Genomic DNA, 24,010 nt, shown 5'->3' on the forward strand with positions numbered 1-24,010 from the left:
TACCGGATAGGCTGCTGTGTCTATACCGGTATTGGCAAAACATGTATTGAGATGCTATTTATCCAAATACAACCGGATTTAAGGTCTCGAAGCAAGGATAGAATTAAGCGGCAGCGTTTTGCTGTGAATATATCTTTTATAATATCTGAGAGGCTTTCAAGCGGATGAAAACTTAGATTTAGTAGCGAACTGATTGAAATAACGAGCAAAATCTCATTTATTTGAGCGTTTTTGAGCTGAAATTTGAAGCTGATATTTCTGGGAAAATCCGAATAAAATAATTCAAATCGATATACTTTAAATAAGTGAAATTTCATTAATTGCTATGAGAGTGTTTTAAAAATTGTGCTTATTATTTTTAATAAAACCATTTAAATTCAATTGCTTGCTTTAAATTTTATAAATATTGCCAATAGACACAAAAATTTGCGAAAGAATTACAAATTAATTAAGTAATAATAAATAAAACTAGAGAAAATTATGAGTAATTTGTTAAAAAAATGCATTCTATCGGGTTAAATGTAAACTATGTCACAAGTTTATTATGTTTTTTGTTAGCATAATTGCAGGATGTTACAAAGCAGAATAATAAAAATGAAAATACATGCTATTCCTGTTTTTGTGTTAATGGTCAGTTTATTGGGATTCTGTGTACATAGGCAGGCAGAAATCAGAAAATATGAAAAGATTCGTCATGTCTTGAGTGAAGTGCGCGACTCAGACAAACTGCTAGATTCTAACCGGCATCGACATTAACCGCTGCATCATTTTTTTATTTACCCAGCAGGTGAGTTAATAAAATTAACTGGATAATAATTATAATGAAATTTTAAAAATATTTATTTTAAATATATTAATTTTTAATAATGTATAAAATCGAAGAAGCAATAAGAAATCAATGTGTTATAATTTGCCGACGATAAAGGTGAAGTAGATTTCATCTTTCTAAACATTTGATTTATATCATTAATTAGAGCTGCATAAAAGTTATGCAGCTTTTTTGTTTAGATTTTTTTGGGTTTTTATAGCATAGCCCTAGGGGCTGTCAGCTGTTCAAACATTTAACCCGTCAAATGGCTATGCTGGCATATTCATTGCTAACACATCCTCATCATAAATGAATGTTTTTATAAGATTTCATTTATTTGGCGGCGTGCTTAAAGCATAAAGTTTACTCAATAGGGGCTAGGTCATGACGACTCCTAATCCATCTTCAGAAAATATACTGGAACGTCTGTTTAAACTGAGTGAAAACAAAACCAGTTTCCGTACAGAAGTTCTGGCAGGTGTAACTACATTCTTAACGATGTGTTACATCATTATTGTCAATCCAATGATTTTGTCCGAAACGGGGATGGATCATGGGGCTGTCTTTGTAGCAACCTGTCTCGCGGCCGCAATTGGCTGTCTGGTCATGGGCCTGATTGCAAACTATCCAATCGCGCTTGCACCGGGTATGGGTCTGAATGCCTTCTTTACCTATTCCGTATGTCTGGGAATGGGAGTGCCTTGGCAAACTGCCCTGGGTGCAGTTTTTGTTTCAGGTCTGGTTTTTATTGCCATTAGCCTGTTCAAAATACGTGAAGCCATTGTCAATGCAATTCCAATGTCGCTGAAACTCGCGATTGGTGGCGGGATTGGTTTATTCCTGGCCTTGGTTGCACTGAAAAATGCCGGTATTATTGTAGATAATCCAGCAACTTTAGTGGGTTTGGGTGATCTGAAACAGCCTTCAGTATTGTTGGCACTTTTAGGCTTTTTACTGGTAGTGGTAATGCATCAGTTTAAAGTCCGTGGTGCCATTATCATCAGTATTCTGGTGGTGACTGCGATTGCTACAGCGCTCGGTTATAACGAGTTTCAGGGTGTTGTGGGTCATATTCCATCGCTAGCGCCAACCTTCATGCAAATGAACTTTGAAGGCTTGTTTACTGCTAGTTTGATTGGGGTGATTTTTGTATTCTTCCTGGTCGATCTGTTTGACTCTACCGGCACCTTGGTTGGGGTTTCACATCGTGCCGGTCTGTTAAAAGACGGCAAGTTGCCACGCTTGAAGAAAGCACTCTTTGCTGATTCATCGGCAATTGTTGCCGGTGCTGCACTCGGCACTTCTTCAACCACACCTTATATTGAATCTTCTGCCGGTGTGGCAGCAGGTGGCCGTACCGGTCTAACAGCTGTTGTGGTCGGGTTACTGTTTATTGCCTGTCTGTTTCTGGCACCACTGGCACAGTCTGTGCCAAGTTTTGCTACGGCACCAGCACTGCTATTTGTGGGTGTGTTGATGATTCAGGGTATCGTCCATATTGACTGGGAAGATATTACTGAGGCTGTTCCTGCATTTTTAACCATTGTGTTCATGCCATTTACCTATTCAATTGCAGATGGTATTGCGATGGGCTTTATCAGCTATGCACTGATCAAGTTGCTTACCGGTAAGGCTGCAACTGTACCGTATATGGTCTGGATTATTGCTGCACTTTGGGCACTAAAATTCGCATTATTCGGCGGCTAATATTTCCAGTTTCAGAAAGGGTGTAAACTCAGTTTGCACCCTTTTTTATTATTTAAAGGTTTCACGAGGAGAAGCGATGAACCGTCTTGAGTTGATTCGAGCTTTGCCAAAAGCCGAGCTGCATGTTCATATTGAAGGCACCTTTGAGCCTGAGCTGATGTTTGCAATCGCTCAGCGTAACCAGATTGCCATCCCGTATAAATCTGTTGAAGAAGTTAAACAGGCTTATAATTTCCATAATCTTCAGTCTTTCCTGGATATTTATTATGCCGGGGCCAATGTACTGATCCATGAACAGGACTTTTATGACCTGGCTTGGGCTTATTTTGAAAAATGTGCCGAAGACAATGTGCTGCATACGGAAATGTTCTTCGATCCACAGACCCATACCGATCGTGGCATTGCCTTTGCAACCGTGATCAATGGTCTGCAAAAAGCCTGTGATGATGCCAAAGCCAAGCTTGGGATTAGCTCACATTTGATCATGTGCTTCCTGCGTCATTTAAGTGAAGAAGCTGCTTTTGCAACGCTGGAACAGGCTTTGCCTTATAAAGACCAGATCATTGCAGTGGGGTTGGATTCAAGTGAAGTCGGGCATCCACCCTCAAAATTTGAACGTGTCTTTGCCAAAGCACGTGAAGCCGGTTTTCTGGTGGTTGCGCATGCAGGTGAAGAAGGTCCGGCAGAATACGTCTGGGAAGCGCTGGATCTATTGAAAGTGAATCGCATTGATCATGGCGTGCGTTCAGAAGAAGATCCTGAGTTAATGCAGCGCCTGATTGCTGAAAAAATGCCATTAACAGTTTGTCCGCTGTCAAATTTAAAGCTGTGTGTGGTCGATAATATGCAGCAGCATAATATCCGTCGCCTGTTGCAACAGGGCGTACATGTGACCGTCAATTCAGATGACCCATCCTATTTTGGTGGCTATATGAATGACAACTTTATTGCGATTGCTGAAGCGCTAGACTTGAGCAATGCGGAATTAAAGCAGTTGGCAATGAACTCATTTGAAGCGTCCTTTATTTCAGAGGCTGAAAAAGAGCAATGGATTAATCAGATCCGTGCCTTGGTTTGAGTTTTAAAAGGCAGAGTTCGCTCTGCCTTTGTTTTTATAGATGGATATGAAATTGAAAAATGTAATTCTGCTCATCAGTACCGTGTTCATATCTGCCTGCTCAAATGCAGATATGACTTTGACACAACGTACCTTAAAGCCCTTGATTGAATATCAATGTGGCAAAGAGTTGCAAAATTCCAAGGTCTGGAAAGTTTCGACCTATTTCATGCAGGACAAAAATAAAGTCGAACTTGAGCAGAGTGTCTGTGCATGTGTGGGAGAGCATGCGCTAAACGATGTACCTGCCACAACCTTATTAAAAGCGACAGTAGATGAAGCAGCCAAGAAAGAGCTGACCCAAAAAGCAATTACAAACAGCCTCAAAGGCTGTCTCAAGAAATTTACTGAATAAAACAGCCTGCAAGTACAGGCTGAGAAGATGATTTATCTCATTTTAATGCTCTAATTATTTATCCTGCCGGGTCATGCTTTTCAATACATGATCTTTATCGACAAAATGATGTTTCAGCGCTGCGGCAATATGTCCGATTAAAAGCAGTCCGACCGCCCAGGAAAGCCAGATATGTAAAGGTTTTACAATTGCAGTAACGGCGGGATTTTCCCCGATCAGTGCAGGCAGATCAAATAGATACAGTACCGGTGCCGGATAACCTAAACTCCAGCTATATAAACAGCCTGTAAGGGGCAGGGCAATCAGCATGAAATACAGGGCCAGATGACCGGCATGGGCCAAAATTTTCATCAGCGGTGACATGCTGTTGGGCAGTTCAGGTGCCGGATGGGTATAACGCCAGAAAATTCGCACCACCAACAGGAAAATAATGGTGGTAGCAATATTTTTATGCAATGAAATCACATCACCTTTAAAGCTGCCATCCACTTCATAACTTAAAAAATTACCGCTATAAAAGCCAATCAGCCAGGCCACAATAAAGATAACTGCCATGATCCAATGCAGCCATTGCGCTGTTCGTGTGTAATAAAGTGATTTCTTCATATAGATTTTCTGGTGCGCTTAAACAAGGCTGAACCTTAGCAAACACTGACTAAACTCGGCAATTCCAAATCTGCAACGCTATGGTGGCTTTCCTGCAACATCTATCTAGTTGGTTGGCTGCAGATTAAACATGCCAGATGATTTTTAGATTTCTTATTCAGGTGAATTTCGGCACAATAGCGACACGCTTCATATATGAATGAATAAGGAATATATTTGTGAAAAAATTATTAGCGGCACTTGCTCCACTGGCTCTGGTTTTATCGGCTTGTACTACAACAACTACCCCTGAAACACAAACAGCGACTCAGCAACTGGGTGGGGCCGCACTTAAAATTGCCATCAATGCAAAATGTACCACTGAACTGAATAATATTCCGGCATGGCAAACGGCCACCCGTTTAATGACTACTACACAAAAGCAAGATATCCAGTCTGAAATTTGTGGTTGTGTCAGCGAAAAAGCACCGCAAAGTGTGACAGCAGTGGATCTGGCAACAGCTGCGATTGATCCGGCTGCACGTGCCACCATCGTGGGAAATGTGGTTGCAAAAACCATTAACGCTTGTGTGGCTGAAGCTGTAAACTAAGCCAAGATCAAATTGAAATAGGCTGACCGGTTCAGCCTATTTTTTATGGGAAATGAAATGATAATTGCTGGTGTAGATGAAGCAGGTCGTGGACCGCTAGTCGGTTCAGTGGTGGCAGCCGCTGTAATTTTAGATCCAAATAACCCGATTGAAGGTTTAAATGATTCTAAAAAACTGACCGAAAAAAAACGTGAAAAACTATTTATAGAAATTCAGGAAAAAGCGCTGGCTTGGGCCATCGCTGAAGCCTCTGCAGCAGAAATTGATGAGCATAATATTTTGCAGGCCTCTTTGCTGGCAATGCGCCGTGCCGTAGAAGCTTTGGCAATTCAACCTGAGCATGTGCGGGTCGATGGCAATAAAATCCCTCAAGGATTGACCATGAGCTGTGATGCGGTCATTGGTGGCGATGCCTTGCATGCAGAAATTTCAGCGGCAAGTATCCTGGCCAAAGTGACACGGGATCACCAGATGATTGAAATGGATCAGAAACATCCGCAATTTGGTTTTGCCAAGCATAAGGGTTATCCCACCAAAGCACATTTTGAAGCGATAGCCTTGCATGGGGTAATTGATGAACATCGTCGCAGCTTTGGGCCGGTGAAAAAGGTGATTGCGGCCTTGCTGGAACAGCAGGGCGCAGAACTTTAATTTTTATTAAAGTTCTTTAAGTATTGAATATTTAAAAATTAAACTACACAAAAATTTAAAGCGGCTTTAAAGCCGCTTTATGATTTATACACAAATTAACGGTTAAAATTATTTTGTGTTTGATTCTCATCTTCGTACGAAGGCTGGAAATCTTGATCGATATGCTGAAGATGTTCATGCATTGCACGTTCATGCTGGATACGCTGGTAAATCTCTTCACGGTGCACAGAGACTTCTTTCGGAGCGTTGACCCCAATACGAACCTGATTACCTTTCACGCCAAGCACAGTCACGCTGACTTGGTCTCCAATCATTAAAGTTTCCCCGACACGTCGAGTCAAAATCAGCATGTTTCTCTCCTTGCAAAATGCAAAACCTGCAATCTATTGAATGTAAAACAAAAAACACAACCAAAAATTAAAAATAAAATCTGGATAGAAATTCTGTCATCTGGGTGAAAGATTTTAATCTATCTCAGTTTTTTAAAAATCCTCAGGCTTAATATAACAGAGCCACTATAAAAAAAACTATAGTGGCTCTGAATTTTTGTAGAGATTTATAAAATACTGTCAAACAATGACAATATTTTATTTTTATGCTTAAGCGCGCACGCTGGATTCACCTTGTTCACGGTCTAGGCCGAACGCGGTGTGAAGTGAACGCACTGCAAGTTCCAGATAGTTCTCTTCAATGATCACTGAAATCTTGATTTCAGAGGTTGAGATCATCAGAATATTAATGCCTTCATCTGCCAGTGCGGTAAACATCTTGCTTGCCACGCCTGCATGTGAACGCATGCCTACACCCACAATCGATACTTTTACGATATCTGAACGCGTTGCAACTTCACGTGCACCAATTTCTTGCGCTGTTGCTTCAAGAATGGCTTTGGCTTTATTTAATTCACTACGATTTACCGTAAAAGTGAAATCAGTTGTACCATCTTCTTCAACGTTCTGGATAATCATATCCACTTCAACATTGGCATTACCAATCGGGCACAAAATTTTAGAGGCAATGCCTGGTTCGTCAGGTACGCCTAAAATGGTTAATTTTGCTTCGTCACGGTTAAATGCGATACCAGAGATAATTGGCTGTTCCATGTTGTCTTCCAGTTCAGTCGTAATAAGTGTACCGACGTTTTGCTTAAACTCTTCGTCGAATGCGCCATCGTTGTCATTGTCAAAGCTTGATAATACGCGTAAAGGCACTTGGTATTTACCAGCAAATTCAACTGAACGGATTTGCAGGACTTTAGAACCAAGCGACGCCATTTCCAGCATTTCTTCAAATGAAATACGGTCAACTTTTTTGGCCTTTGGTGCAACACGCGGATCGGTGGTATAGACACCATCAACGTCTGTATAAATCTGGCATTCATCTGCTTTGAGCGCAGCAGCAATGGCAACACCTGATGTATCTGAACCGCCACGACCTAGGGTTGTGGTATTGCCATGCTCATCAAAACCCTGGAAACCGGCAACCACAAGTACGCGGCCTGCATCCAGATTCGAATTCAACACGGCGGTATCGATTGATTCGATACGTGCCTTGTTGAATGCGCTGTCGGTTTTCATACCAACCTGGCGGCCTGTTAGTGATTTTGCTTCAACTCCAATGGAGTTCAGCGCCATTGCTAACATAGAAATCGTAACCTGTTCACCCGTAGATACCATTTGGTCTAGTTCACGTGGGTCAGGGGTTTCGGTAATGGCTTTCGCGAGAGCAAGCAGACGATTGGTTTCGCCACTCATCGCTGATACAACCACTACCACCTTGTGGCCGTGGTCATGCCAGCGTTTCACACGACGAGCAACATTTAAAATGCGCTCGGGAGTACCCATCGAGGTACCGCCATATTTTTGAACGATTAATGCCATAGTTGTTCCATATAAGCCATGACCCTGATATGCCTATCAGGGTCAGTTACACAAAATTGAAGTTTTATTTTGCTGCAAGCCAGGCAGTCAAATCTGCCATCACCGGTGCAAACTTCTCGTTAAGTGGCGCGCCACCTTGTGCCAAGTCAGGTTTACCACCACCTTTACCACCCAGCTCGGTTGCCAGATGTTTGATGATGTCACCCGCTTTAATAGAAGCAGTGAAGTCTTTTGCTACAGATGCGATCAAGCTCACCTTGTCACCCTCTACACCTGCAAGAACAATCACTGCATTTTCTAATTTTGATTTCACTCCGTCGTGCAGGTTACGAAGTGCCTTCGCATCCATATTTTCAACGGTTGTAATCAAGGTTGCACGACCTGCAATGGTTTGAACTTGGCTTAGAAGTTCACCAGCTTGCAGGCTAGCAAGTTTCTGATTGAGTTGTTCGATCTGTTTCTGCAAGCTCGAAGCCGTATCGACCAGTGCCTCAACTTTTTCCAAGGTCTGGTCTTTTTGCGCTTTGAGCAAAGCGTTAATCGTATTGATGTCACGATCGGCTTTTTGTGCAACTGCAACTGCTTTGGTACCCGTCACGGCTTCAATACGACGTACACCGGCTGCTACACCACCTTCAGAAGTGATCTTGAACAGACCGATATCACCGGTACGTTTTACGTGAATACCACCGCAAAGCTCGATCGAGAAGTTTTTCTCTTCAATCACTGAACCCATAGAAAGTACACGTACTTCATCACCGTATTTCTCGCCGAACAGCATCATTGCGCCTTTGGCTTTGGCAGACTCGATATCCAGAAGCTCGGTCGACACCGCAGTATTGGCAATCACTTCAGCATTGACTAGACGTTCAATTTCTTGCAGTTGTTCAAAGCTAACCGGTTGATCATTGGCAAAGTCAAAACGTAACACATCAGACGCAACCAATGAACCTTTTTGTTGTACATGTGAACCCAGGATTTGACGCAATGCAGCATGTAGCAGGTGAGTTGCAGAGTGGTTGCGTGCAGTGGCCGCACGAATCTCGGCTTGCACTGTTGCTTCTACATTTTGAGTAACTTTCAAGTTACCCATGGTCACGATGCCTTGGTGTACAAAAGCGCCACCAGATTTTTTGGTGTCCTGAACTTCGAAAATACCAGTATCGTTTTTGAAGATCCCTGTATCACCGATCTGACCACCGCTTTCTGCATAGAAAGGGGTCTGGTTTAGAACGATAAGCGCTTCGTCGCCTTCAACCACTTCATCTACTTGCTCGCCATCTTTATAGATCGCGATGATTTGACCTTCACCAGCAGTAGCATCGTAACCGTCAAATTGAGTTTCGCCTTCAACTTTAACCACGCTGTTATAGTCAATCGCAAATTTGCCTGCATCACGTGCACGTTGACGCTGTGCAGCCATTTCAACTTCAAAGCCAGCTTCGTCAATGGTTAAATCACGTTCACGTGCGATATCAGCGGTCAAGTCGGTCGGGAAGCCATAAGTATCATAAAGTTTAAATACTGTTTCGCCCGGAATCACAGAACCTTTCAAGTTCGCCAGTTCGCCTTCAAGTAATTTCAAACCCTGCTCAAGAGTTTTGGCAAATTGCTCTTCTTCTTTCAGCAGTTGTGCTTCGATACGTGCCTGGTTAGCCGCAAGTTCCGGATACGCTTGACCCATCACTTCAATCAAAGGCTGCAACATTTTATGGAAGAATGAACCGCTTGCACCCAGTTTGTTACCGTGACGAACTGCACGGCGGATGATGCGACGCAGTACATAACCACGACCTTCATTCGAAGGATTTACGCCATCAGCAATCAGGAATGAACATGAACGTGCATGGTCAGCAACCACTTTTAATGATGCAGGGTATTCAACTGGTTTACCTGTTTCTTGCGCTTTTGCTTCAAGTTCAGAGGTGTCCAGACCAATGATTTCAGCCGCAGCTTTTAACAAGTGCTGGAATAAATCGATTTCGTAGTTTGAATTCACATGTTGCAGAACTGCAGAAATACGCTCCAGGCCCATACCTGTATCTACAGAAGGCGCTGGAAGCGGGTGTAATACGCCATCTGCAGTACGGTTGAACTGCATGAATACGTTGTTCCAGATTTCGATGAAACGGTCGCCATCTTCTTCAGGTGTGCCCGGCAGGCCACCCCAGATATGTTCACCATGGTCAAAGAAGATTTCAGAACATGGACCACAAGGGCCGGTATCGCCCATCGCCCAGAAGTTATCTGATGCGTATTGACCACCTTTGTTGTCGCCAATGCGGATAATGCGCGATGCATCTAGACCGATTTCTTTGTTCCAGATCTCAAAGGCTTCGTCATCGGTGTGATAAACCGTTGCGTATAATTTGTCTTTTGGTAGTGCCAACCATTCGTCGCCAGTCAGAAAATCCCAGGCAAATTTGATCGCATCACGTTTGAAGTAATCACCAAATGAGAAGTTACCCAGCATTTCAAAGAAGGTGTGGTGACGTGCGGTATAACCCACATTGTCCAAGTCGTTGTGTTTACCACCTGCGCGTACGCATTTTTGTGATGACACTGCACGGACATAATCGCGTTTTTCTAGACCTAAGAAGCAATCTTTAAACTGGTTCATACCCGCATTGGTGAACAGTAAAGTTGGATCGTTGGCGGGTACTAGTGAACTCGACGCGACACGTGTATGCCCTTGCGATTCAAAGTAACGCAAAAATGCTTCACGAATTTCAGCTGATGTCATAAAACGAGTACTCACAACCAAGTCACTCCATAATTTCCGATTTGGCTAAAGCACCACAGTCTGACAAGCACAAGAGAGCTCTGCTGCAATGCGGGGCTTAAAAATTTAAAACGCCAAATTATAACGGAAAAAGCAGTATGCACCAATCATTTTAAAACCAATTACTAAGGAATTGTTGAGTCGGGTTTTTTGCTGAATTCATAAAGTGAATTTTCTATAACCACAATTGGGTTGTATTCATCTGTTGAAACAGAATCGGAATGGTAAAAGGTCTAAATAGCGGGCGATGTATCAGAAATAAAATAATCGAAAATCAGTATTTTCACTGAAGTTTTTCATATACGGCGCAAGAAATCCTTTAACATAGAAGCGTTTTAACATAGGCATATAAAAGGTTGAGTCATGCAACGAGTGGCAATCAATGGATTTGGACGTATTGGACGTAATGTATTGCGCGCATGGTTTGAGAATCCGAAAGATTTTAATTTTGAAATCGTTGCCATTAACGATATTGCCGATGTTGATACCCTGATTCATCTATTTAAATATGATTCGACCCATGGCCGTTTTCCCGGACAGGTAGATGTCAGCTATGATGCTGAACATGTCTATATGCATATCAGCTATCATGATGCCAGCCTAAAAGTTCAGGTCTTGTGTGAGTCACAGCCGGCTAAGTTGCCTTGGCAAAACTTGGCGGTAGATGTGGTACTGGAATGTACCGGCCTGTTCCGTTCCCGTGAAGCCGCGACCCAGCATATCGGGGCAGGGGCGAAACGTGTAATTATTGGGGCTGCACCCTTTGATACAGTAGATGCTGCGATTGTCTACGGGGTCAATCATCACGAAGTCAAAGCCACAGACCAGATTATTTCCAGTGTGTCCTGCACCACTCAGGCTCTGGTGCCACTGGTCAAAATTCTCGATGATGCTTTTGGTATCAGCAGCGCGTTGATGACTGAAATTCATGCGGTGACCGCAGACCAGTCGGTGCTGGATCAGGCACACCGTGATTTGCGTCGTGCGCGTGCAGCAGGACATAATATTATTCCCACCACCTCAAGCGCGCTGGGCGCATTAAAGCGGGTCATGCCAAAAATGGAAGATCGGATCGATGGCTATTCCATTCGGGTGCCGACCATTAATGTCGCGGCAATCGACCTGACCTTTGTTTCCCAGTCACCCATCACTGATCACAAGCTGAATGAAGTATTAATTAAGGCGGCACGGCAGGATTTTGCCGAAATCATGTCGGTGACGGATGAACCGCTGGTGTCGAGTGATTTCAATCATTCACCCTATTCACTGATTGTGGATTTGACCCAAACGCTGGTGGTCGGACATCAGGCCAAAGTCTTTGCCTGGTATGACAATGAATGGGGCTATGCCAACCGCTTACTGGATTTATGTGAATCTTTTCATTAAGTTCAAGTCATCGAGATTTGAAAGCACTGATATACGGTGCTTTTTTTGAGCTGAATATTTTTTAAAAGCGGTGTTTTAAGAGAATTTGCTGGTAATTGATCGAAAAGCAGCGTTTAAGCCGGAATTATTTGCATTATCTGTCTGGTTTTTCGTTAAGATAAAGCCAATAAAATGAAATAAGAGCAAGCATATGATGTTGGTTTGGGGATTTATTATACTGCTCACTTTGGCGGTAATTTTTCTAATCTGGCTGCAGTTTAATCAGAATGATGATTCAGGTGTCGTACAAGGCGGTGTACCGGTAGAAGAAAAAGTTGCACATCTGGAAGAAAATTTAAAAAAGACGCTGGAAATCATGCAGGATCTGGCCAAGAAAATGCATGTGCAGCAAGAAGTACTGGATCAGACCACCACCAAACTCCAGCAGGTCGAGTTACAAAATGCCGAGCTGGTCAGTCTGCTCACCAAGGTGGTTGATCCACAGAAATAAGCAGAAGCCCCTTTAATTCTCGTTTAATGGGCTTCTAAAAATCTTCAAGAATTACAATATGAGAGGGGTTATTAAACTTATCTATCTCAAACTATCATTGCAGAACTATAGGATTCTTTCATAAGTCATTTTTAATCATTAAAAAGAAATTCCCTCACCTTAATAGGGGATGAGTAGCACTGCTGCGTAAGGGAGAGGTTGTTTCTAAGAATTACCCTCATCCTCTTGCGAAGCTATGCTTCTCATCCCAGAGGGAGAAGGAACTTTAAAAATCCATTAAATATGAATATAACGATCATTTTCTGATTTATGAAAGATATTTAAAGTATAAAAATCGGTATTCTGCGATAACTGCCGAAAATTGCGGCAGTCTAATCTGGTCTCTCAAGTAAATATCATCATTACACAGGCTAAACTTATCTGATAACGCGCTGATAGTTGGCGTAATTATGATTGCCCTCATTCGGCAGAGAAAATTATAAAATTTGCGATGCACAGCCAAAACTATCGTGCTAGACTAGGAGAAATCGGGTGTGCTCCCGATTTTTTTATGCGGATTCGTTCCGCGCTGACAAGAATTTAGGTTTACAACATGCCCATTTCAGAGACATGGTTATTACCTGATGGTGTAGCTGATGTATTACCAGAACAAGCGCAAGTCATTGAAAGTTTGCGCCGTAAATCACTGGATTTCCTTGCATCTCGAGGTTATCAGTTGGTGTACACGCCATTCATTGAATACATCGAATCTCTATCTTCTCTCTCAGAATCGAATCAAGATTTAGACTTAGCCACTTTTAAGGTCATCGATCAGCTTTCTGGTCGGTTACTTGGTGTGCGTGCCGATATGACACCACAAGTGGCGCGTATTGATGCGCATGTACATCCAGTGGAAGGGGTGGCTCGTTACTGCTATGCAGGAACCGTTCTGCATACCAAACCGCGCGGCTTTAATACCTCGCGTGCGCCATTGCAGTTGGGTGCCGAACTGTTTGGTTCAGACAGCATCGATGCCGATGTGGAAATGGTCGATTTAATGATCAGCCTGATTCAGGAAGCCGGTCTGGCAGACGGAATCCATCTGGACTTGGGTCATGTCGGTTTATTCCGCAGTCTGGTGGCTCAGGCAGGCTTGAACAAAGTTGCTGAACGTCAACTGTCTGATTTATACCAGCGCAAGGCGTTGCCAGAGTTAGAAGAATTCACGGCAGATCTACAATTTGGTCAGGATTTTTATGCACTCGGACGCTATGCCAGTGACCTGGATGAATTAAAAGCCAATTTAAGTGCTGAAGTGCTGGCAAACCCAGCCTTCAAGCAAGCTTTTGATGCTTTGCACACCACCAAAGAGGAAGTTCAAACCCGTTGGCCAAACTTGAGTATTGGTATTGATGTGGTTGAATTGCGTTCATATCATTATCATACCGGTCTGATGTATGCGGTATATGCACCGAACCGTGCAGCTGCATTGGCACAAGGTGGTCGTTATGATGGTATTGGCGAACATTTTGGTCGTGCGCGTCCTGCAACCGGTTTTTCTTGTGACTTATATGCTTTGAGTGCAGGTCGGTTTGACGCTGTACAAGTCGTGGTGGCGCCTAAAGGTTCCGATGCGGCGCTTCTGAATGCGATTCAGAATATTCGTATACAAGGCTTAAGTGTAATTCAGTTATTGGGTAATGATGATTTAAGCTCAGTTCCATATGCGACGCACCAGTTGGTGAACGTAAATGGCGAGTGGACAGTCAAAACGATTTAATTGCTTGGCTCAGTGTTCATGTCGCTGAGCGGGGCTTTCAACTTTAACAGCATGATGTAATGAGGCTATTATGGGCAAGAATGTTGTGGTACTTGGTACCCAATGGGGCGACGAAGGTAAAGGTAAAATCGTCGACCTGCTCACAGATCAAGCGGCAGCGGTAGTTCGTTATCAAGGCGGACATAACGCAGGTCACACTCTCGTGGTTGGTGGTAAGAAAACTGTCTTACACCTCATTCCATCTGGTATTTTACGTGAAAACGTACTGTGCTTAATTGGTAACGGTGTTGTTCTTTCTCCTGAAGCGCTCATCAAAGAGATGGACATTCTTGAAAAAGAAGGCGTTCCTGTTAAAGAACGTTTACGCATTTCGCCAAACTGTCCACTGATCCTTCCAAACCACATCGCACTGGATCAGGCACGTGAGAAAAAACGTGGTAATGCGAAAATTGGTACGACTGGTCGTGGTATTGGCCCTGCATACGAAGACAAAGTGGCACGTCGCGCTATTCGCGTTGCTGACCTTGTACGTGGTGGCGAACATCTTAAAGCACAGTTGGCTGAACTTCTTGAATACCATAACTTCCAGTTGACTCAATTCTACGGCGTAGAAGCGGTTAATTTAGAAGATGTACTTGCACTTTGTGACCAATGGCGTGAAGTGGTTGCACCACTTGTTATTGATGTTACGGGTGAACTGCATAAATACCGTAAAAACGGTGACAACATCATGTTTGAAGGCGCGCAAGGTTCACTTCTTGACGTTGACCATGGTACATACCCGTATGTAACATCTTCAAACACGACTGCTGGCGGCGTAAGCTCAGGTTCAGGTCTTGGTCCTTTGCACCTTGATTATGTACTGGGTATTACCAAAGCGTACACCACGCGTGTAGGTGCAGGTCCATTCCCGACTGAGTTGGTATATGACGCTGCAAACGATGTGGGTGATGCAATTGGTAAACACTTAGGTGTTGTCGGTAACGAAATTGGTGCGTCTACTGGCCGTCAACGTCGTTGTGGCTGGTTCGATGCTGAAATTCTGCGCCGTTCTGTAGAAGTGAACTCACTTTCAGGTATTTGCTTGACTAAACTTGACGTTCTTGACGGTTTGGAAGAAATCAAAATCTGTGTGGGTTATGAAGCTGCAGATTCTGGTTGTGTCGGTTCTTCAGATGCGCTTGCATTTGAAACGTTAAAACCAATCTACGAAACTATGCCGGGTTGGACTGAGTCTACTTTTGGTGCTAAATCTTTAGACCAATTGCCAGAAGCAGCAATCAACTACATCAAGCGTCTTGAGCAGTTAATCGAATGTCCAATCGACATCGTATCTACTGGTCCAGACCGTGACGAAACGATCATTCTTCGTCATCCATTCGATGCTTAATCTGTTTTAAGCTCCAATGATAAAACCCATCTCCGGATGGGTTTTTTATATCCAGAAATTATAGGTTTGGCTCAAGACTAAAGTTGCATCGGTACGATCAATGATGTGCTTTAACATAACCGCATATAAAGCAAGAAAAATGAGCGAAAGGATGCAGAAAAATATATCGGCGACCATGTTTTATTCATTGTTGTTCGCCATGGGGGGCGCACCCACCATTGCCATGTTGATTATCCGTGCACAAACCCGGAATCCTGAAATTATTTATAATGCACTGGTCGGTTTGAGTGTGATTATCGCCTGTGTGCTGGTACCGGTCATTTTGTTGCAAAACGCCTATTTATTTTTTAAACGTAAAGATGAAGTTCTGGAACAGAAAATAAAACCGTTAAGTCAGGTTTATCTGGGCTTGAATATTAGCTGCCTGATTTACTGGCTGGCGATACAGTACTTGGCTTAAAAATTACAGAATTTATAAGAAGATGGAGTAATTAAGCGTTTAGCTCCTGTAGGCTTTCACTTATAATTTTTACAATGTAAATTAAGCTTGAGCTAAGGTAGAGTTGATTATAATGAAGAATAAACTTTTATTGAGTATGGCGGCTGCCACAGTCGTGACATTGTCGGGTTGTACCACTATTGCCGATATTGCTGGGGCTGATTCTGCGACTTTGAATGCATCTGCGACCCAAAGCTATAATGCCATGGTGACTGATGCGAGAAATAAAGGCCAACTGGACACCAGTTCAGCAACCTATAAACGTATTAATACCGTATTTAACCGCTTGAAGCCGATTGCCAACCAGATGAACCAGACCGGTACAGCATTCCAGTGGCAACTGGCCGTGCTCAAGTCTGACCAGGTCAATGCCTTCGTTGCACCAGGTGGTAAAGTTGTCTTCTATACCGGTATTGTAAATAAACTGAATCTGACCGATGCAGAAATTGCAGCCATTATGGGTCATGAAATGGTACATGCCCTAGAAGAGCACTCCAAGCAGAAAATTGGTGCTCAGGCGCTTACAGATCTGGCACTGGGTATTGGTCTGAATGCAGCCGGTGTAGGCCAGGGTGGTGCCGCAGCAGCCCAATTGGGAAGTCAGATCGGGATTGGCCTGCCATACTCGCGTAATCTGGAAAGCCGGGCTGACCAGGGTGGCTTGATGCTCATGGCGCGTGCAGGTTATAACCCGAATGCAGCGATTACCCTGTGGGAAAAAATGAACAAATTGGGTGGCAGTAATGGTGCAACCTTCCTGTCTACGCATCCATCGAATAGCCAGCGTATTGGACAGATGCGCCAGCAGTTACCGGCAGCCATGCAGATTTATAATCAAAGCAAATAATCTGAGGGTTATCCTTTAAAAAGGATCTCTTAATCGGATTGAAAAAGCAGGACAGTGGTTCTGCTTTTTTATTGTCCTTTTTAAAATGAGTATTCTGGCGGCAATAAAAAAGGCAAAGTTTTCACTTTGCCTTTTATCACACTCGATCAGAAGATCTTAGTGCTGGTGACCACCTGCACCGTGTACATGGCCGTGATCTAATTCTTCTTGAGAAGCTTCACGAACAGATACGATTTCAACTTCGAAAGTCAGGTCTTGACCAGCAAGCGGGAAGTTGGCATCAACTACAACATTGTCGCCTTCAACTGCTTTAACAGTTACGATTTGTACGCCGTCATCAGTTTGAGCCTGGAACTGCATGCCTGCTTGGATGTTGTCTACGCCTTGGAACATTTGCGCAGGAACTTCTTGAACCAGGTCAGGGTTGTATTCGCCATAACCTTCAGCCGCAGGAACGTTTACAGTGAATTTTTCACCAACAGTTTTACCTTCTAACGCATTTTCTAAACCTGGGATGATGTTACCTGCACCGTGCAAATAGGCAAGTGGTTCACCTTGAGATTGGTCGAGAGTTTCACCCTCTGCGTTAGTCAATGTGTAGTGGAAAGAAACCACGAGGTTATTTGCAATAGCAGTCATGTGAATTGATCCATTCAATTTTTTAAGGGTACATCATAAAGTGAAATTGCATTTTTGTAGACTAAAATTAGCAAAAAAACGCAATTAGACAATTTTATTGACGATTTTTTCATATATTGGGCCAAATTCTGAAATTTCAATGCAATTTCAGCTTTGGAGAGATTTTCCGTGTAACAAAATCTTTTGCCGTCAGAATGCCGGCATGGGCATAACCATGAATGGTGGCCTGATGAATCCGGTATAAAGAAACATACATGGTTTTGGCAGCAAAGCCTTGTACATTGACTTTACCCAGCAATTCTCCCACGGCTTTATTCTGACTTAAGGAAATCAGTGAGCCTTTGTCAGAAAATTTAAACATCGGCAAATAGCTCTCTCCATTTATATGGGCCTTTAAAGCATTGGCCAGAAAATTAGCCTGCTGGCTGGCGACTTGAGCACGTGGACCCAATACCGGTTGATCTGCAGCGGGCTGACAATGTGCGCAGTCACCCAAAGCAAAAATATTCGGATCAGAGCGGGTTTGCAGAGTGGCATAAACTTTTAGCCGGTAAATGTGGTCTTTTTCCATGTCATCGAGTTGTGCCAAGACTTCCGGCGCTTTGATGCCGGCGGCCCAGACTTTAATTTCAGCGTCCAGGCTGGAACCATCGGCAAAATAAATTTTGTCTGCATCGACTTTGGCAACACGGTGACTGGTCAACACTTCAATACCAAACTGTTCTAACTGTTTCAGGGTGTTTTCAGCCACTCTTGGCGACAGTGCAGTCAAAATCCGGTCGGCCGCTTCAATCAGGGTGATCTTGACTTTATCAGGATCGACCTTGTTTAAGCCATATTTAAAGAAATTCTGTTTGGCTTCTACCAGTTCAGCTGCCAGTTCTACTCCAGTCGCACCGGCACCAATGATGGCAATATTCAGTTCACGGCTTGAGGCTTCATGTTGGGCATTCAAATACAGGTGCAGCAGATCCTGCTGGAAAATATCGGCCTGCTGGCGGCTGTCGAGCAAATGACAGAACTGCTTGACGCCTTTAGTATTAAAGTCATTCGAGGTCGAACCCAAGGCCAGTACCAAAGTGTCATAAGCAATCAACTGGTTTTTCTTGGACTGGTTTTTTTTAGAGAAATATTCTGTTTCGACCATAATTTGTTTAGCTTCACGATCCATACCGGTGAATGTACCCAAGACAAATTCATAATGATGCGCGGCAGAATGGGCAAAATAATTGGTTTCTTCTTCGTGCGGATTTAGGGTGCCTGCAGCCACTTCATGTAGCAGCGGTTTCCAGAGATGCGTCAGTTTTTGATCGACCAGCATAATCTGGGCTTTACCGCTTTTGCCCAGACTGTCACCCAGTTGCGTTGCCAGTTCCAGACCGCCGGCACCACCACCTACAATCACGATTTTATGTACTGTCATACGTTATTAACCTGTTTATTTTTTTAATAAAAATAAGAGAAATAGAAAGGAAATATACTATGGCATGCACTAAATCGCGTCTTGATTAAAATTGTTATACACATTACAAAACGTAGCAATTCTGTGAAAGCGGGTAATGAGTACTATGCTCAGTGCAGGCTGTGGCAATCTGCATGCATGCATGATGAGCTAGAAGGCTACATTAGCGCTTCTAGCTTGAAAGAAAGATTACTTGATATTGGGATAGGTTATTTATCTAGAGGATACAGTTTTACGCCGGGTGTCGAGTCTGAAAAGAAACTGAATAGACCTTGCAGCCAGCTAAAGAACTTCTGCAGCGGGTTGGCTTCTGCAATCTCGACATGATCTTCAATCTGAATAGTGCGGATCAACTGGTTATTCTGATAAACCTGAATCGTGGCCAAAGGCACCATGGTCGCCAAAGGAGCAATAAGTTCAGAAGCTTTCATTTCGACATTGATACGGGTCTGGGTTTCCTGTAAAGGCTCGATACTTTTTAAAATCCCATCACCTGTATTCAGCATGACACGCTGCTGGATCTGGTCAAACTGATTCAGGTCAATGCTATAGCCCTGATCGTAGAGCGAGGTGGTAATGATCTGCGGCTGCTTGGTTTGCACCTTAAACATTTTTAAGGTGGATTTAATTACCGGTAATTCTGCAAGCAATTGCTGATCCTTGATTGCGACTTCATTCCGGGTATAGGTATAGGCCAGATTCATTAACTTGTGTGATATTTCAGCGCGTTTTGCGGCACTTTTGGTACCCAAAACAACGACAATCAGGCGACGGTTTGGCATTTCAAAATCTGAGGTCACACGATTGGCGGTTAGCGCCAGATTGTAGCCTGCTGCACGGGTAAAACCGGTTTTTAGGCCATCTACACTCGGGTCAACCTGCAGGACACGGTTGGTGGCACGATGAAAATGCTGGTTGTAGGTGAAGCTGGGCTGTTTGGAGTAATACAGATAATCCGGTGTTTCATTCACTACCGCCATAGACAGTCTGGCCAGATCGGCTGCAGTTGAATAATGCTCAGGCATGGTAATGCCGGCCGGATTCTGGAAGTTGGTATGCTGCATGCCCAGTGCTTTGGCTTCCTGATTCATGCGTTCTACAAACTGCGGAACACTCCCCGAGATTTTCTCGGCCAGTGTGACGGCTGCATCATTGGCAGACATGATAATCAAACCTGCCAGCAGCTGATCGACTGAAATCAGATCACCTTCTTTCAGGTACATCTGTGACTCATCCCACATCACAGTTTTCACCACAGCAGTCGCAGTCAAAATTTCATGCTTATTTAATTTTCCGGCCTCAATTTCTTTCAGGGCAATATAAGCCACCATCATTTTGGTCAGTGAAGCCGGAGCACGCTGCACGTCGGCATTGTGTTCTGCAATCACTTGACCAGACTGTGAGTCCAGAATAGTCCAGGCTTCTGCTTCAACGCTTTCGGGCACAATATTCAGCAGGGCAGCATGTGAGAATGCAGAAATAAATAAGCTGAATACTGCAATCAGCGAGATGATGTATTTCAAAAGTGTTCCTTGATAACCGGCGGGTGTTGAACGATTAAATTTTCAGGCATGCTATGCCTTTTTTATACAGATAGCTAGTCGCAAATGTAGACAAATAATACAGCTAAACCATCCTGGCTTAAAAAATGCTAAGCTAAGCTATACCTCATTTATTTTCATTTTATATCGTCTATTATGTTGCATTATCAAATCGAATTTGACGATTATCGTCAGCATCTTATTCACGTGACTGTTCGCTTTCTGGCAGATCCAACGCAAATCTTATCCTTACCGACCTGGATTCCGGGCAGTTATCTGATTCGCGAGTTTTCCAAGCACATTGAAGCGGTCAAGGCTTATGATGAAGATGGCCGTCAGCTACAAATCCAGAAGTTTGAAAAAAACAAATGGCGTTTATTCAACACCGATCATGAACTGATTACAGTTGAATATGATGTCTATTCCTATGACCTGTCTGTTCGTGGTGCATATGTGGATCAAAATCGTCTCTATGTGAATCCGGCCTGTGCATGTTTGGGACTGGAAGGCCAGGAAAATAAAGAAATTGAACTGGAAATTTTCCTGCCAGACGAATTAAAGCATTTCCAGCTGGCGACCGGCATGCAATCGAAAAGTCTGGTCAAGGGCCGTTTCACCCTGAAAGCCAAGAACTATGCTGAATTGATTGATGCACCGTTTGAACTGGCAGAACAAACCCGTTTCAGTTTTGAAGCCAATGGCATTCCGCATGAGTTTGTGGTGTCTGGCAAGCACGCGATGAATGCAGCACGTATGCAGCAGGATATTGAAAAAATCTGTGCTACTGAAATTTCCATGTTCGGTTCAGCGCCGTTTGCTGACTATACCTTTATGACCATGGCAACCGGCAACAGCTATGGCGGTCTGGAACATCCAAACTCGACCAGCCTGATTTCGCCACGTGATGACTTGCCAAAAGCCAATGAACCTGAAGAGCCTTCAAAAGATTATCAGCGTTTTCTGGGGCTATGTAGCCATGAGTATTTCCATTCCTGGTTGGTAAAATTTATTCGTCCGGAAAATTTTGTCAATTATGATTTAAACCGTGAAGGCTACACCTCTTTGCTGTGGATCTTTGAAGGTTTCACGTCTTATTATGACGATCTGATTTTGCTACGCAGTGGCGTGATTAATCAGGAATCTTATATCAGCTTGTTAAAAGCCCAGATTGATCGTTACCTGCAAAATCCGGGTCGTAGCATTCAGTCGGTGTCTGAATCCAGTTTTGATGCTTGGGTTAAGTTCTACCGTCAGGATGAAAACTCCAATAATGCCGGCACCAGCTACTATAACAAAGGCTGTCTGGTGGCATTATGTCTGGATTTAGGTCTGCGTTTACGCGGTTCAAGTCTGGATGCCTTGATGCGCCGTTTGTATGAGAATGCTCAGAAAGGTGTTCAGGTACATGAGCATACCATCTTTGAATTATGCAAAGAACTGACTGGTGATGATTGGTCAGAACAGATTAATCACTTGATCAATACCACAGATGAATTACCGCTGGATCAATTGTTCCCTGAATTTGGTGTGAGCTACACACTGAAAAATGACAAGTCTTTGCCATTTGGGTTGAAGCTGGTGGATAAGTCGGAAGGCGTCTTGATTCAATCTGCGCGTCGCGATGCCATTGCTGTGCAAGCTGGCCTGTCTGCCAATGACCTGATTATTGCCATTGATGGGTTAAAAGCCACAACCAAGCTACTTGAAAGTTATGCAAAACAGCAAGGTACTTTTACAGTACATGCTTTCCGTCGTGATGAGTTGATGAGTTTTGATGTTCAGGCAGGCGGTGCTGAGTTGACAGAAGTTGAATTAAAAGTTGAAGATCAAGCCAAAGCTGAACAATGGTTGAAAGCCTGATTAAGAGTGACTGACTTAAACGACCGGTGTTGATACACCGGTTTTTTATTGCCTCAAGTCTTAGAAAAGCTATTTCATGATCAGTCGGGAAGTACCACGAAACTCAGCCACAATTTGATCATGCTGATTGATCACCTGAATATCATAAATTCCGCTACGGCCACTACTGGCCCTATGTTCTGCTACAGCAGTCAGTGTATCGCCCAGAAATCCCGGTTTTAAGTAGTGAATTCCGCAATGCTGACCAACAGCCGGATGTTCACCGGTATTGCAGGCAATGGCAAATGCCGCATCAGCCAGGGCGAAAATCACGGCGCCGTTACAGGTTTGATGGCCCTGTAAATGCTGCTCAGTAATCTTTAGAGAAATTTTTGCATGATGGTGCTGATAGGAAACCAGGTGAGCACCGAGATGTTGCATTAACCGGTCCTGGTTAAACATTTGGTTGACTTGCTGATCCATTGCAAAGCTCCTTTTTTTAGATACATTTTATTTTTAAATTAATTCAATATGAATCATGAATAGCATTGAAGAATAAGGATGGCAAGCAAAAAATAAGGCCCACTACAGTGGGCCTTAAGTAAAAGAACTTTAAGTTAGTTACCGCGATAGGTTGAATAACCATACGGGCTTAATAACAGTGGAATGTGGTAGTGATTAACCGAACCATCTACTTCAAAAATCACAGGTACTTCCGGGAAGAAACTGTTCTGTTTTTGAGTTTTGAACCAGTCTCCAGTTTTAAAGGTTACTTTATAGGTTCCTTTATCAAAGTTTTTATTTTCAGGGTATAGCGCAGTAATACGGCCTTGAGGGTTGGTTGTGGCTTGTGAAATTTGTACCCATTTGCCATTTTTCTGTGTTTCCAGAGTGACTTCTACATTTGGAGAAGGCAGGCCATTTTCCAGATTCAGCACATGTACACTGAGTGGATTCTGGGCAAAAGAAAGCGTGGCTGCTGTGCTGGCAAGAGTTGCTAATAAGATTTTTTTCATGTGCTGTTCCTCGATAGAGTGACTGAATGATGTTGAGTAAAATATTTTTATAACAATAACTTAAATGAATTAAAGCTGCTTTAAGGTGGTTTGAATGCCTAGACTTGCACATTGATGATCCTGTTCTGAACCACCTGCACCTGCAACACCTACCGCACCTAAAATATGGTTTTGGTACATCACAGGTACACCGCCGCCCAGCAAGAGCAGTTCAGGCAAGCTATTCAGGTTTTGTGCATCCGGATTTTTCTGTGCATTGCGCATAAAATCCAGTGTGCTGGTTTTAGTTGAATAGGCAGTAAAAGCTTTGCGTTCTGCTGCAATCAGGTTGTGGATGCCGACAGATTCATGACGCTGGCTGGCCAGTGTATTGCCACCCTGATCCAGAACAACGACTGCCGCAGGTTTGGCCTGTTTCTGGCAGGCGAGCATGACATTGCTGGCCATAAGCTTTGCTGCTTCTAGCGACATGACTGGTGCTGTTTTTAATTCTGCATGTGCCAGTGAGCTAAGTAGTAATGAGCTGCTGAGCAAGGCTAAAGTTGTTTTGGCAATTGAATTTTTCATGGCTATCATTCATGCAATTGGGTACTGCAGCTATCTTAAAAAGAAATCTCTCTGTTTAGCATGACAATCAGATTACCAA

22 protein-coding genes are annotated in these 24,010 nt (G+C 43.4%); 12 read left to right on the forward strand and 10 right to left on the reverse strand.

Features of this window, described 5'->3' with window-relative positions:
- The first annotated feature begins 1,192 nt into the window (after positions 1–1,192).
- From AC3IT7_RS04995 to AC3IT7_RS05005, 3 genes are all read left to right on the forward strand, one after another.
- Positions 1,193–2,515 carry an NCS2 family permease gene (locus AC3IT7_RS04995; RefSeq protein ID WP_475654566.1) on the forward strand — a complete coding sequence of 441 codons (1,323 nt, stop codon included), beginning with the start codon at positions 1,193–1,195 and terminating at the stop codon, positions 2,513–2,515.
- Between the two features lie 76 nt (positions 2,516–2,591).
- On the forward strand, positions 2,592–3,593 hold the full coding sequence (locus AC3IT7_RS05000) for an adenosine deaminase (protein ID WP_489249607.1): 1,002 nt from the start codon (positions 2,592–2,594) through the stop codon (positions 3,591–3,593).
- A gap of 40 nt (positions 3,594–3,633) precedes the next feature.
- On the forward strand, positions 3,634–3,987 hold the full coding sequence (locus AC3IT7_RS05005) for a hypothetical protein (protein WP_489249608.1): 354 nt from the start codon (positions 3,634–3,636) through the stop codon (positions 3,985–3,987).
- Positions 3,988–4,041: 54 nt separating this feature from the next.
- On the opposite strand, the gene AC3IT7_RS05010 is transcribed toward AC3IT7_RS05005, so the two are convergent.
- Complete coding sequence (locus AC3IT7_RS05010; protein ID WP_489249609.1) at positions 4,042–4,593, reverse strand: cytochrome b; 552 nt, start codon at positions 4,591–4,593, stop codon at positions 4,042–4,044.
- A gap of 218 nt (positions 4,594–4,811) precedes the next feature.
- On the opposite strand from AC3IT7_RS05010, the gene AC3IT7_RS05015 reads away from it, so the two are divergent.
- Both AC3IT7_RS05015 and rnhB read left to right on the forward strand, forming a co-directional pair.
- Positions 4,812–5,183 (forward strand): hypothetical protein, encoded by a 372-nt coding sequence (locus AC3IT7_RS05015; protein WP_475654570.1) that lies wholly within the window; start codon positions 4,812–4,814, stop codon positions 5,181–5,183.
- Positions 5,184–5,240: 57 nt separating this feature from the next.
- Entirely contained in the window at positions 5,241–5,834 is a 594-nt protein-coding gene (gene rnhB, locus AC3IT7_RS05020) for a ribonuclease HII (RefSeq protein WP_475654571.1), read from the forward strand.
- A gap of 95 nt (positions 5,835–5,929) precedes the next feature.
- Here the strand turns inward: rnhB and csrA are convergent, their stop codons facing one another.
- The 3 genes from csrA to alaS all read right to left on the reverse strand — a co-directional run bounded on the left by csrA (position 5,930) and on the right by alaS (position 10,472).
- A complete protein-coding gene (gene csrA / locus AC3IT7_RS05025; protein ID WP_005097444.1) occupies positions 5,930–6,184 on the reverse strand; it encodes a carbon storage regulator CsrA in 255 nt (84 codons plus the stop codon).
- Between the two features lie 249 nt (positions 6,185–6,433).
- Entirely contained in the window at positions 6,434–7,714 is a 1,281-nt protein-coding gene (locus AC3IT7_RS05030) for an aspartate kinase (RefSeq protein ID WP_475654572.1), read from the reverse strand.
- Between the two features lie 64 nt (positions 7,715–7,778).
- Positions 7,779–10,472, reverse strand: a complete 2,694-nt coding sequence (gene alaS / locus AC3IT7_RS05035; protein WP_489249610.1) for an alanine--tRNA ligase — start codon at positions 10,470–10,472, stop codon at positions 7,779–7,781.
- Between the two features lie 387 nt (positions 10,473–10,859).
- On the opposite strand from alaS, the gene AC3IT7_RS05040 reads away from it, so the two are divergent.
- The 6 genes from AC3IT7_RS05040 to AC3IT7_RS05065 all read left to right on the forward strand — a co-directional run bounded on the left by AC3IT7_RS05040 (position 10,860) and on the right by AC3IT7_RS05065 (position 16,867).
- Positions 10,860–11,882, forward strand: coding sequence for a type I glyceraldehyde-3-phosphate dehydrogenase (locus AC3IT7_RS05040; RefSeq protein WP_475654574.1), 1,023 nt, complete (start codon positions 10,860–10,862; stop codon positions 11,880–11,882).
- Between the two features lie 190 nt (positions 11,883–12,072).
- Positions 12,073–12,372, forward strand: a complete 300-nt coding sequence (locus tag AC3IT7_RS05045; RefSeq protein WP_489249611.1) for a hypothetical protein — start codon at positions 12,073–12,075, stop codon at positions 12,370–12,372.
- 592 nt (positions 12,373–12,964) lie between these two features.
- On the forward strand, positions 12,965–14,131 hold the full coding sequence (locus AC3IT7_RS05050) for an ATP phosphoribosyltransferase regulatory subunit (protein WP_489249612.1): 1,167 nt from the start codon (positions 12,965–12,967) through the stop codon (positions 14,129–14,131).
- A 70-nt stretch (positions 14,132–14,201) separates the two neighbouring features.
- Entirely contained in the window at positions 14,202–15,521 is a 1,320-nt protein-coding gene (locus AC3IT7_RS05055) for an adenylosuccinate synthase (RefSeq protein ID WP_475654577.1), read from the forward strand.
- A gap of 151 nt (positions 15,522–15,672) precedes the next feature.
- Positions 15,673–15,981, forward strand: a complete 309-nt coding sequence (locus AC3IT7_RS05060; protein ID WP_475654578.1) for a hypothetical protein — start codon at positions 15,673–15,675, stop codon at positions 15,979–15,981.
- A 112-nt stretch (positions 15,982–16,093) separates the two neighbouring features.
- The gene (locus AC3IT7_RS05065) at positions 16,094–16,867 is read left to right on the forward strand and encodes a M48 family metallopeptidase (protein WP_475654579.1); all 774 of its coding nucleotides are present in this window, start codon (positions 16,094–16,096) and stop codon (positions 16,865–16,867) included.
- 156 nt (positions 16,868–17,023) lie between these two features.
- On the opposite strand, the gene slyD is transcribed toward AC3IT7_RS05065, so the two are convergent.
- The 3 genes from slyD to AC3IT7_RS05080 form a co-directional block, all read right to left on the reverse strand.
- The gene (gene slyD, locus AC3IT7_RS05070) at positions 17,024–17,506 is read right to left on the reverse strand and encodes a peptidylprolyl isomerase (RefSeq protein ID WP_216937418.1); all 483 of its coding nucleotides are present in this window, start codon (positions 17,504–17,506) and stop codon (positions 17,024–17,026) included.
- Between the two features lie 136 nt (positions 17,507–17,642).
- Complete coding sequence (locus AC3IT7_RS05075; protein WP_489249613.1) at positions 17,643–18,929, reverse strand: NAD(P)/FAD-dependent oxidoreductase; 1,287 nt, start codon at positions 18,927–18,929, stop codon at positions 17,643–17,645.
- Between the two features lie 248 nt (positions 18,930–19,177).
- Positions 19,178–20,491, reverse strand: a complete 1,314-nt coding sequence (locus AC3IT7_RS05080; protein WP_489249614.1) for a D-alanyl-D-alanine carboxypeptidase PBP6B — start codon at positions 20,489–20,491, stop codon at positions 19,178–19,180.
- Between the two features lie 174 nt (positions 20,492–20,665).
- Here AC3IT7_RS05080 and AC3IT7_RS05085 point away from each other — a divergent pair, with 174 nt between their 5' ends.
- A complete protein-coding gene (locus AC3IT7_RS05085; RefSeq protein WP_489249615.1) occupies positions 20,666–22,369 on the forward strand; it encodes a M61 family metallopeptidase in 1,704 nt (567 codons plus the stop codon).
- Positions 22,370–22,438: 69 nt separating this feature from the next.
- Here AC3IT7_RS05085 and paaI read toward each other — a convergent pair whose 3' ends face one another.
- The 3 genes from paaI to AC3IT7_RS05100 form a co-directional block, all read right to left on the reverse strand.
- Positions 22,439–22,831, reverse strand: coding sequence for a hydroxyphenylacetyl-CoA thioesterase PaaI (gene paaI, locus AC3IT7_RS05090; RefSeq protein WP_475654583.1), 393 nt, complete (start codon positions 22,829–22,831; stop codon positions 22,439–22,441).
- Between the two features lie 134 nt (positions 22,832–22,965).
- Positions 22,966–23,364 carry a hydroxyisourate hydrolase gene (gene uraH, locus AC3IT7_RS05095; protein ID WP_489249616.1) on the reverse strand — a complete coding sequence of 133 codons (399 nt, stop codon included), beginning with the start codon at positions 23,362–23,364 and terminating at the stop codon, positions 22,966–22,968.
- 69 nt (positions 23,365–23,433) lie between these two features.
- On the reverse strand, positions 23,434–23,931 hold the full coding sequence (locus AC3IT7_RS05100) for a GlcG/HbpS family heme-binding protein (protein WP_475654585.1): 498 nt from the start codon (positions 23,929–23,931) through the stop codon (positions 23,434–23,436).
- Positions 23,932–24,010: the final 79 nt, after the last annotated feature.

The sequence above is a fragment of the Acinetobacter sp. KH_038 genome (genome assembly GCF_057839405.1).

Coding starts and splice junctions, on each gene's coding strand:
- AC3IT7_RS04995 (WP_475654566.1), top strand. CDS start 1,193: ATGACGACTCCTAATCCATCTTCAGAAAATATACTGGAACGTCTGTTT.
- AC3IT7_RS05000 (WP_489249607.1), top strand. CDS start 2,592: ATGAACCGTCTTGAGTTGATTCGAGCTTTGCCAAAAGCCGAGCTGCAT.
- AC3IT7_RS05005 (WP_489249608.1), top strand. CDS start 3,634: ATGGATATGAAATTGAAAAATGTAATTCTGCTCATCAGTACCGTGTTC.
- AC3IT7_RS05010 (WP_489249609.1), bottom strand. CDS start 4,593: ATGAAGAAATCACTTTATTACACACGAACAGCGCAATGGCTGCATTGG.
- rnhB (WP_475654571.1), top strand. CDS start 5,241: ATGATAATTGCTGGTGTAGATGAAGCAGGTCGTGGACCGCTAGTCGGT.
- csrA (WP_005097444.1), bottom strand. CDS start 6,184: ATGCTGATTTTGACTCGACGTGTCGGGGAAACTTTAATGATTGGAGAC.
- AC3IT7_RS05030 (WP_475654572.1), bottom strand. CDS start 7,714: ATGGCATTAATCGTTCAAAAATATGGCGGTACCTCGATGGGTACTCCC.
- AC3IT7_RS05040 (WP_475654574.1), top strand. CDS start 10,860: ATGCAACGAGTGGCAATCAATGGATTTGGACGTATTGGACGTAATGTA.
- AC3IT7_RS05045 (WP_489249611.1), top strand. CDS start 12,073: ATGATGTTGGTTTGGGGATTTATTATACTGCTCACTTTGGCGGTAATT.
- AC3IT7_RS05050 (WP_489249612.1), top strand. CDS start 12,965: ATGCCCATTTCAGAGACATGGTTATTACCTGATGGTGTAGCTGATGTA.
- AC3IT7_RS05055 (WP_475654577.1), top strand. CDS start 14,202: ATGGGCAAGAATGTTGTGGTACTTGGTACCCAATGGGGCGACGAAGGT.
- AC3IT7_RS05060 (WP_475654578.1), top strand. CDS start 15,673: ATGCAGAAAAATATATCGGCGACCATGTTTTATTCATTGTTGTTCGCC.
- AC3IT7_RS05065 (WP_475654579.1), top strand. CDS start 16,094: ATGAAGAATAAACTTTTATTGAGTATGGCGGCTGCCACAGTCGTGACA.
- slyD (WP_216937418.1), bottom strand. CDS start 17,506: ATGACTGCTATTGCAAATAACCTCGTGGTTTCTTTCCACTACACATTG.
- AC3IT7_RS05075 (WP_489249613.1), bottom strand. CDS start 18,929: ATGACAGTACATAAAATCGTGATTGTAGGTGGTGGTGCCGGCGGTCTG.
- AC3IT7_RS05085 (WP_489249615.1), top strand. CDS start 20,666: ATGTTGCATTATCAAATCGAATTTGACGATTATCGTCAGCATCTTATT.
- paaI (WP_475654583.1), bottom strand. CDS start 22,831: ATGGATCAGCAAGTCAACCAAATGTTTAACCAGGACCGGTTAATGCAA.
- uraH (WP_489249616.1), bottom strand. CDS start 23,364: ATGAAAAAAATCTTATTAGCAACTCTTGCCAGCACAGCAGCCACGCTT.
- AC3IT7_RS05100 (WP_475654585.1), bottom strand. CDS start 23,931: ATGAAAAATTCAATTGCCAAAACAACTTTAGCCTTGCTCAGCAGCTCA.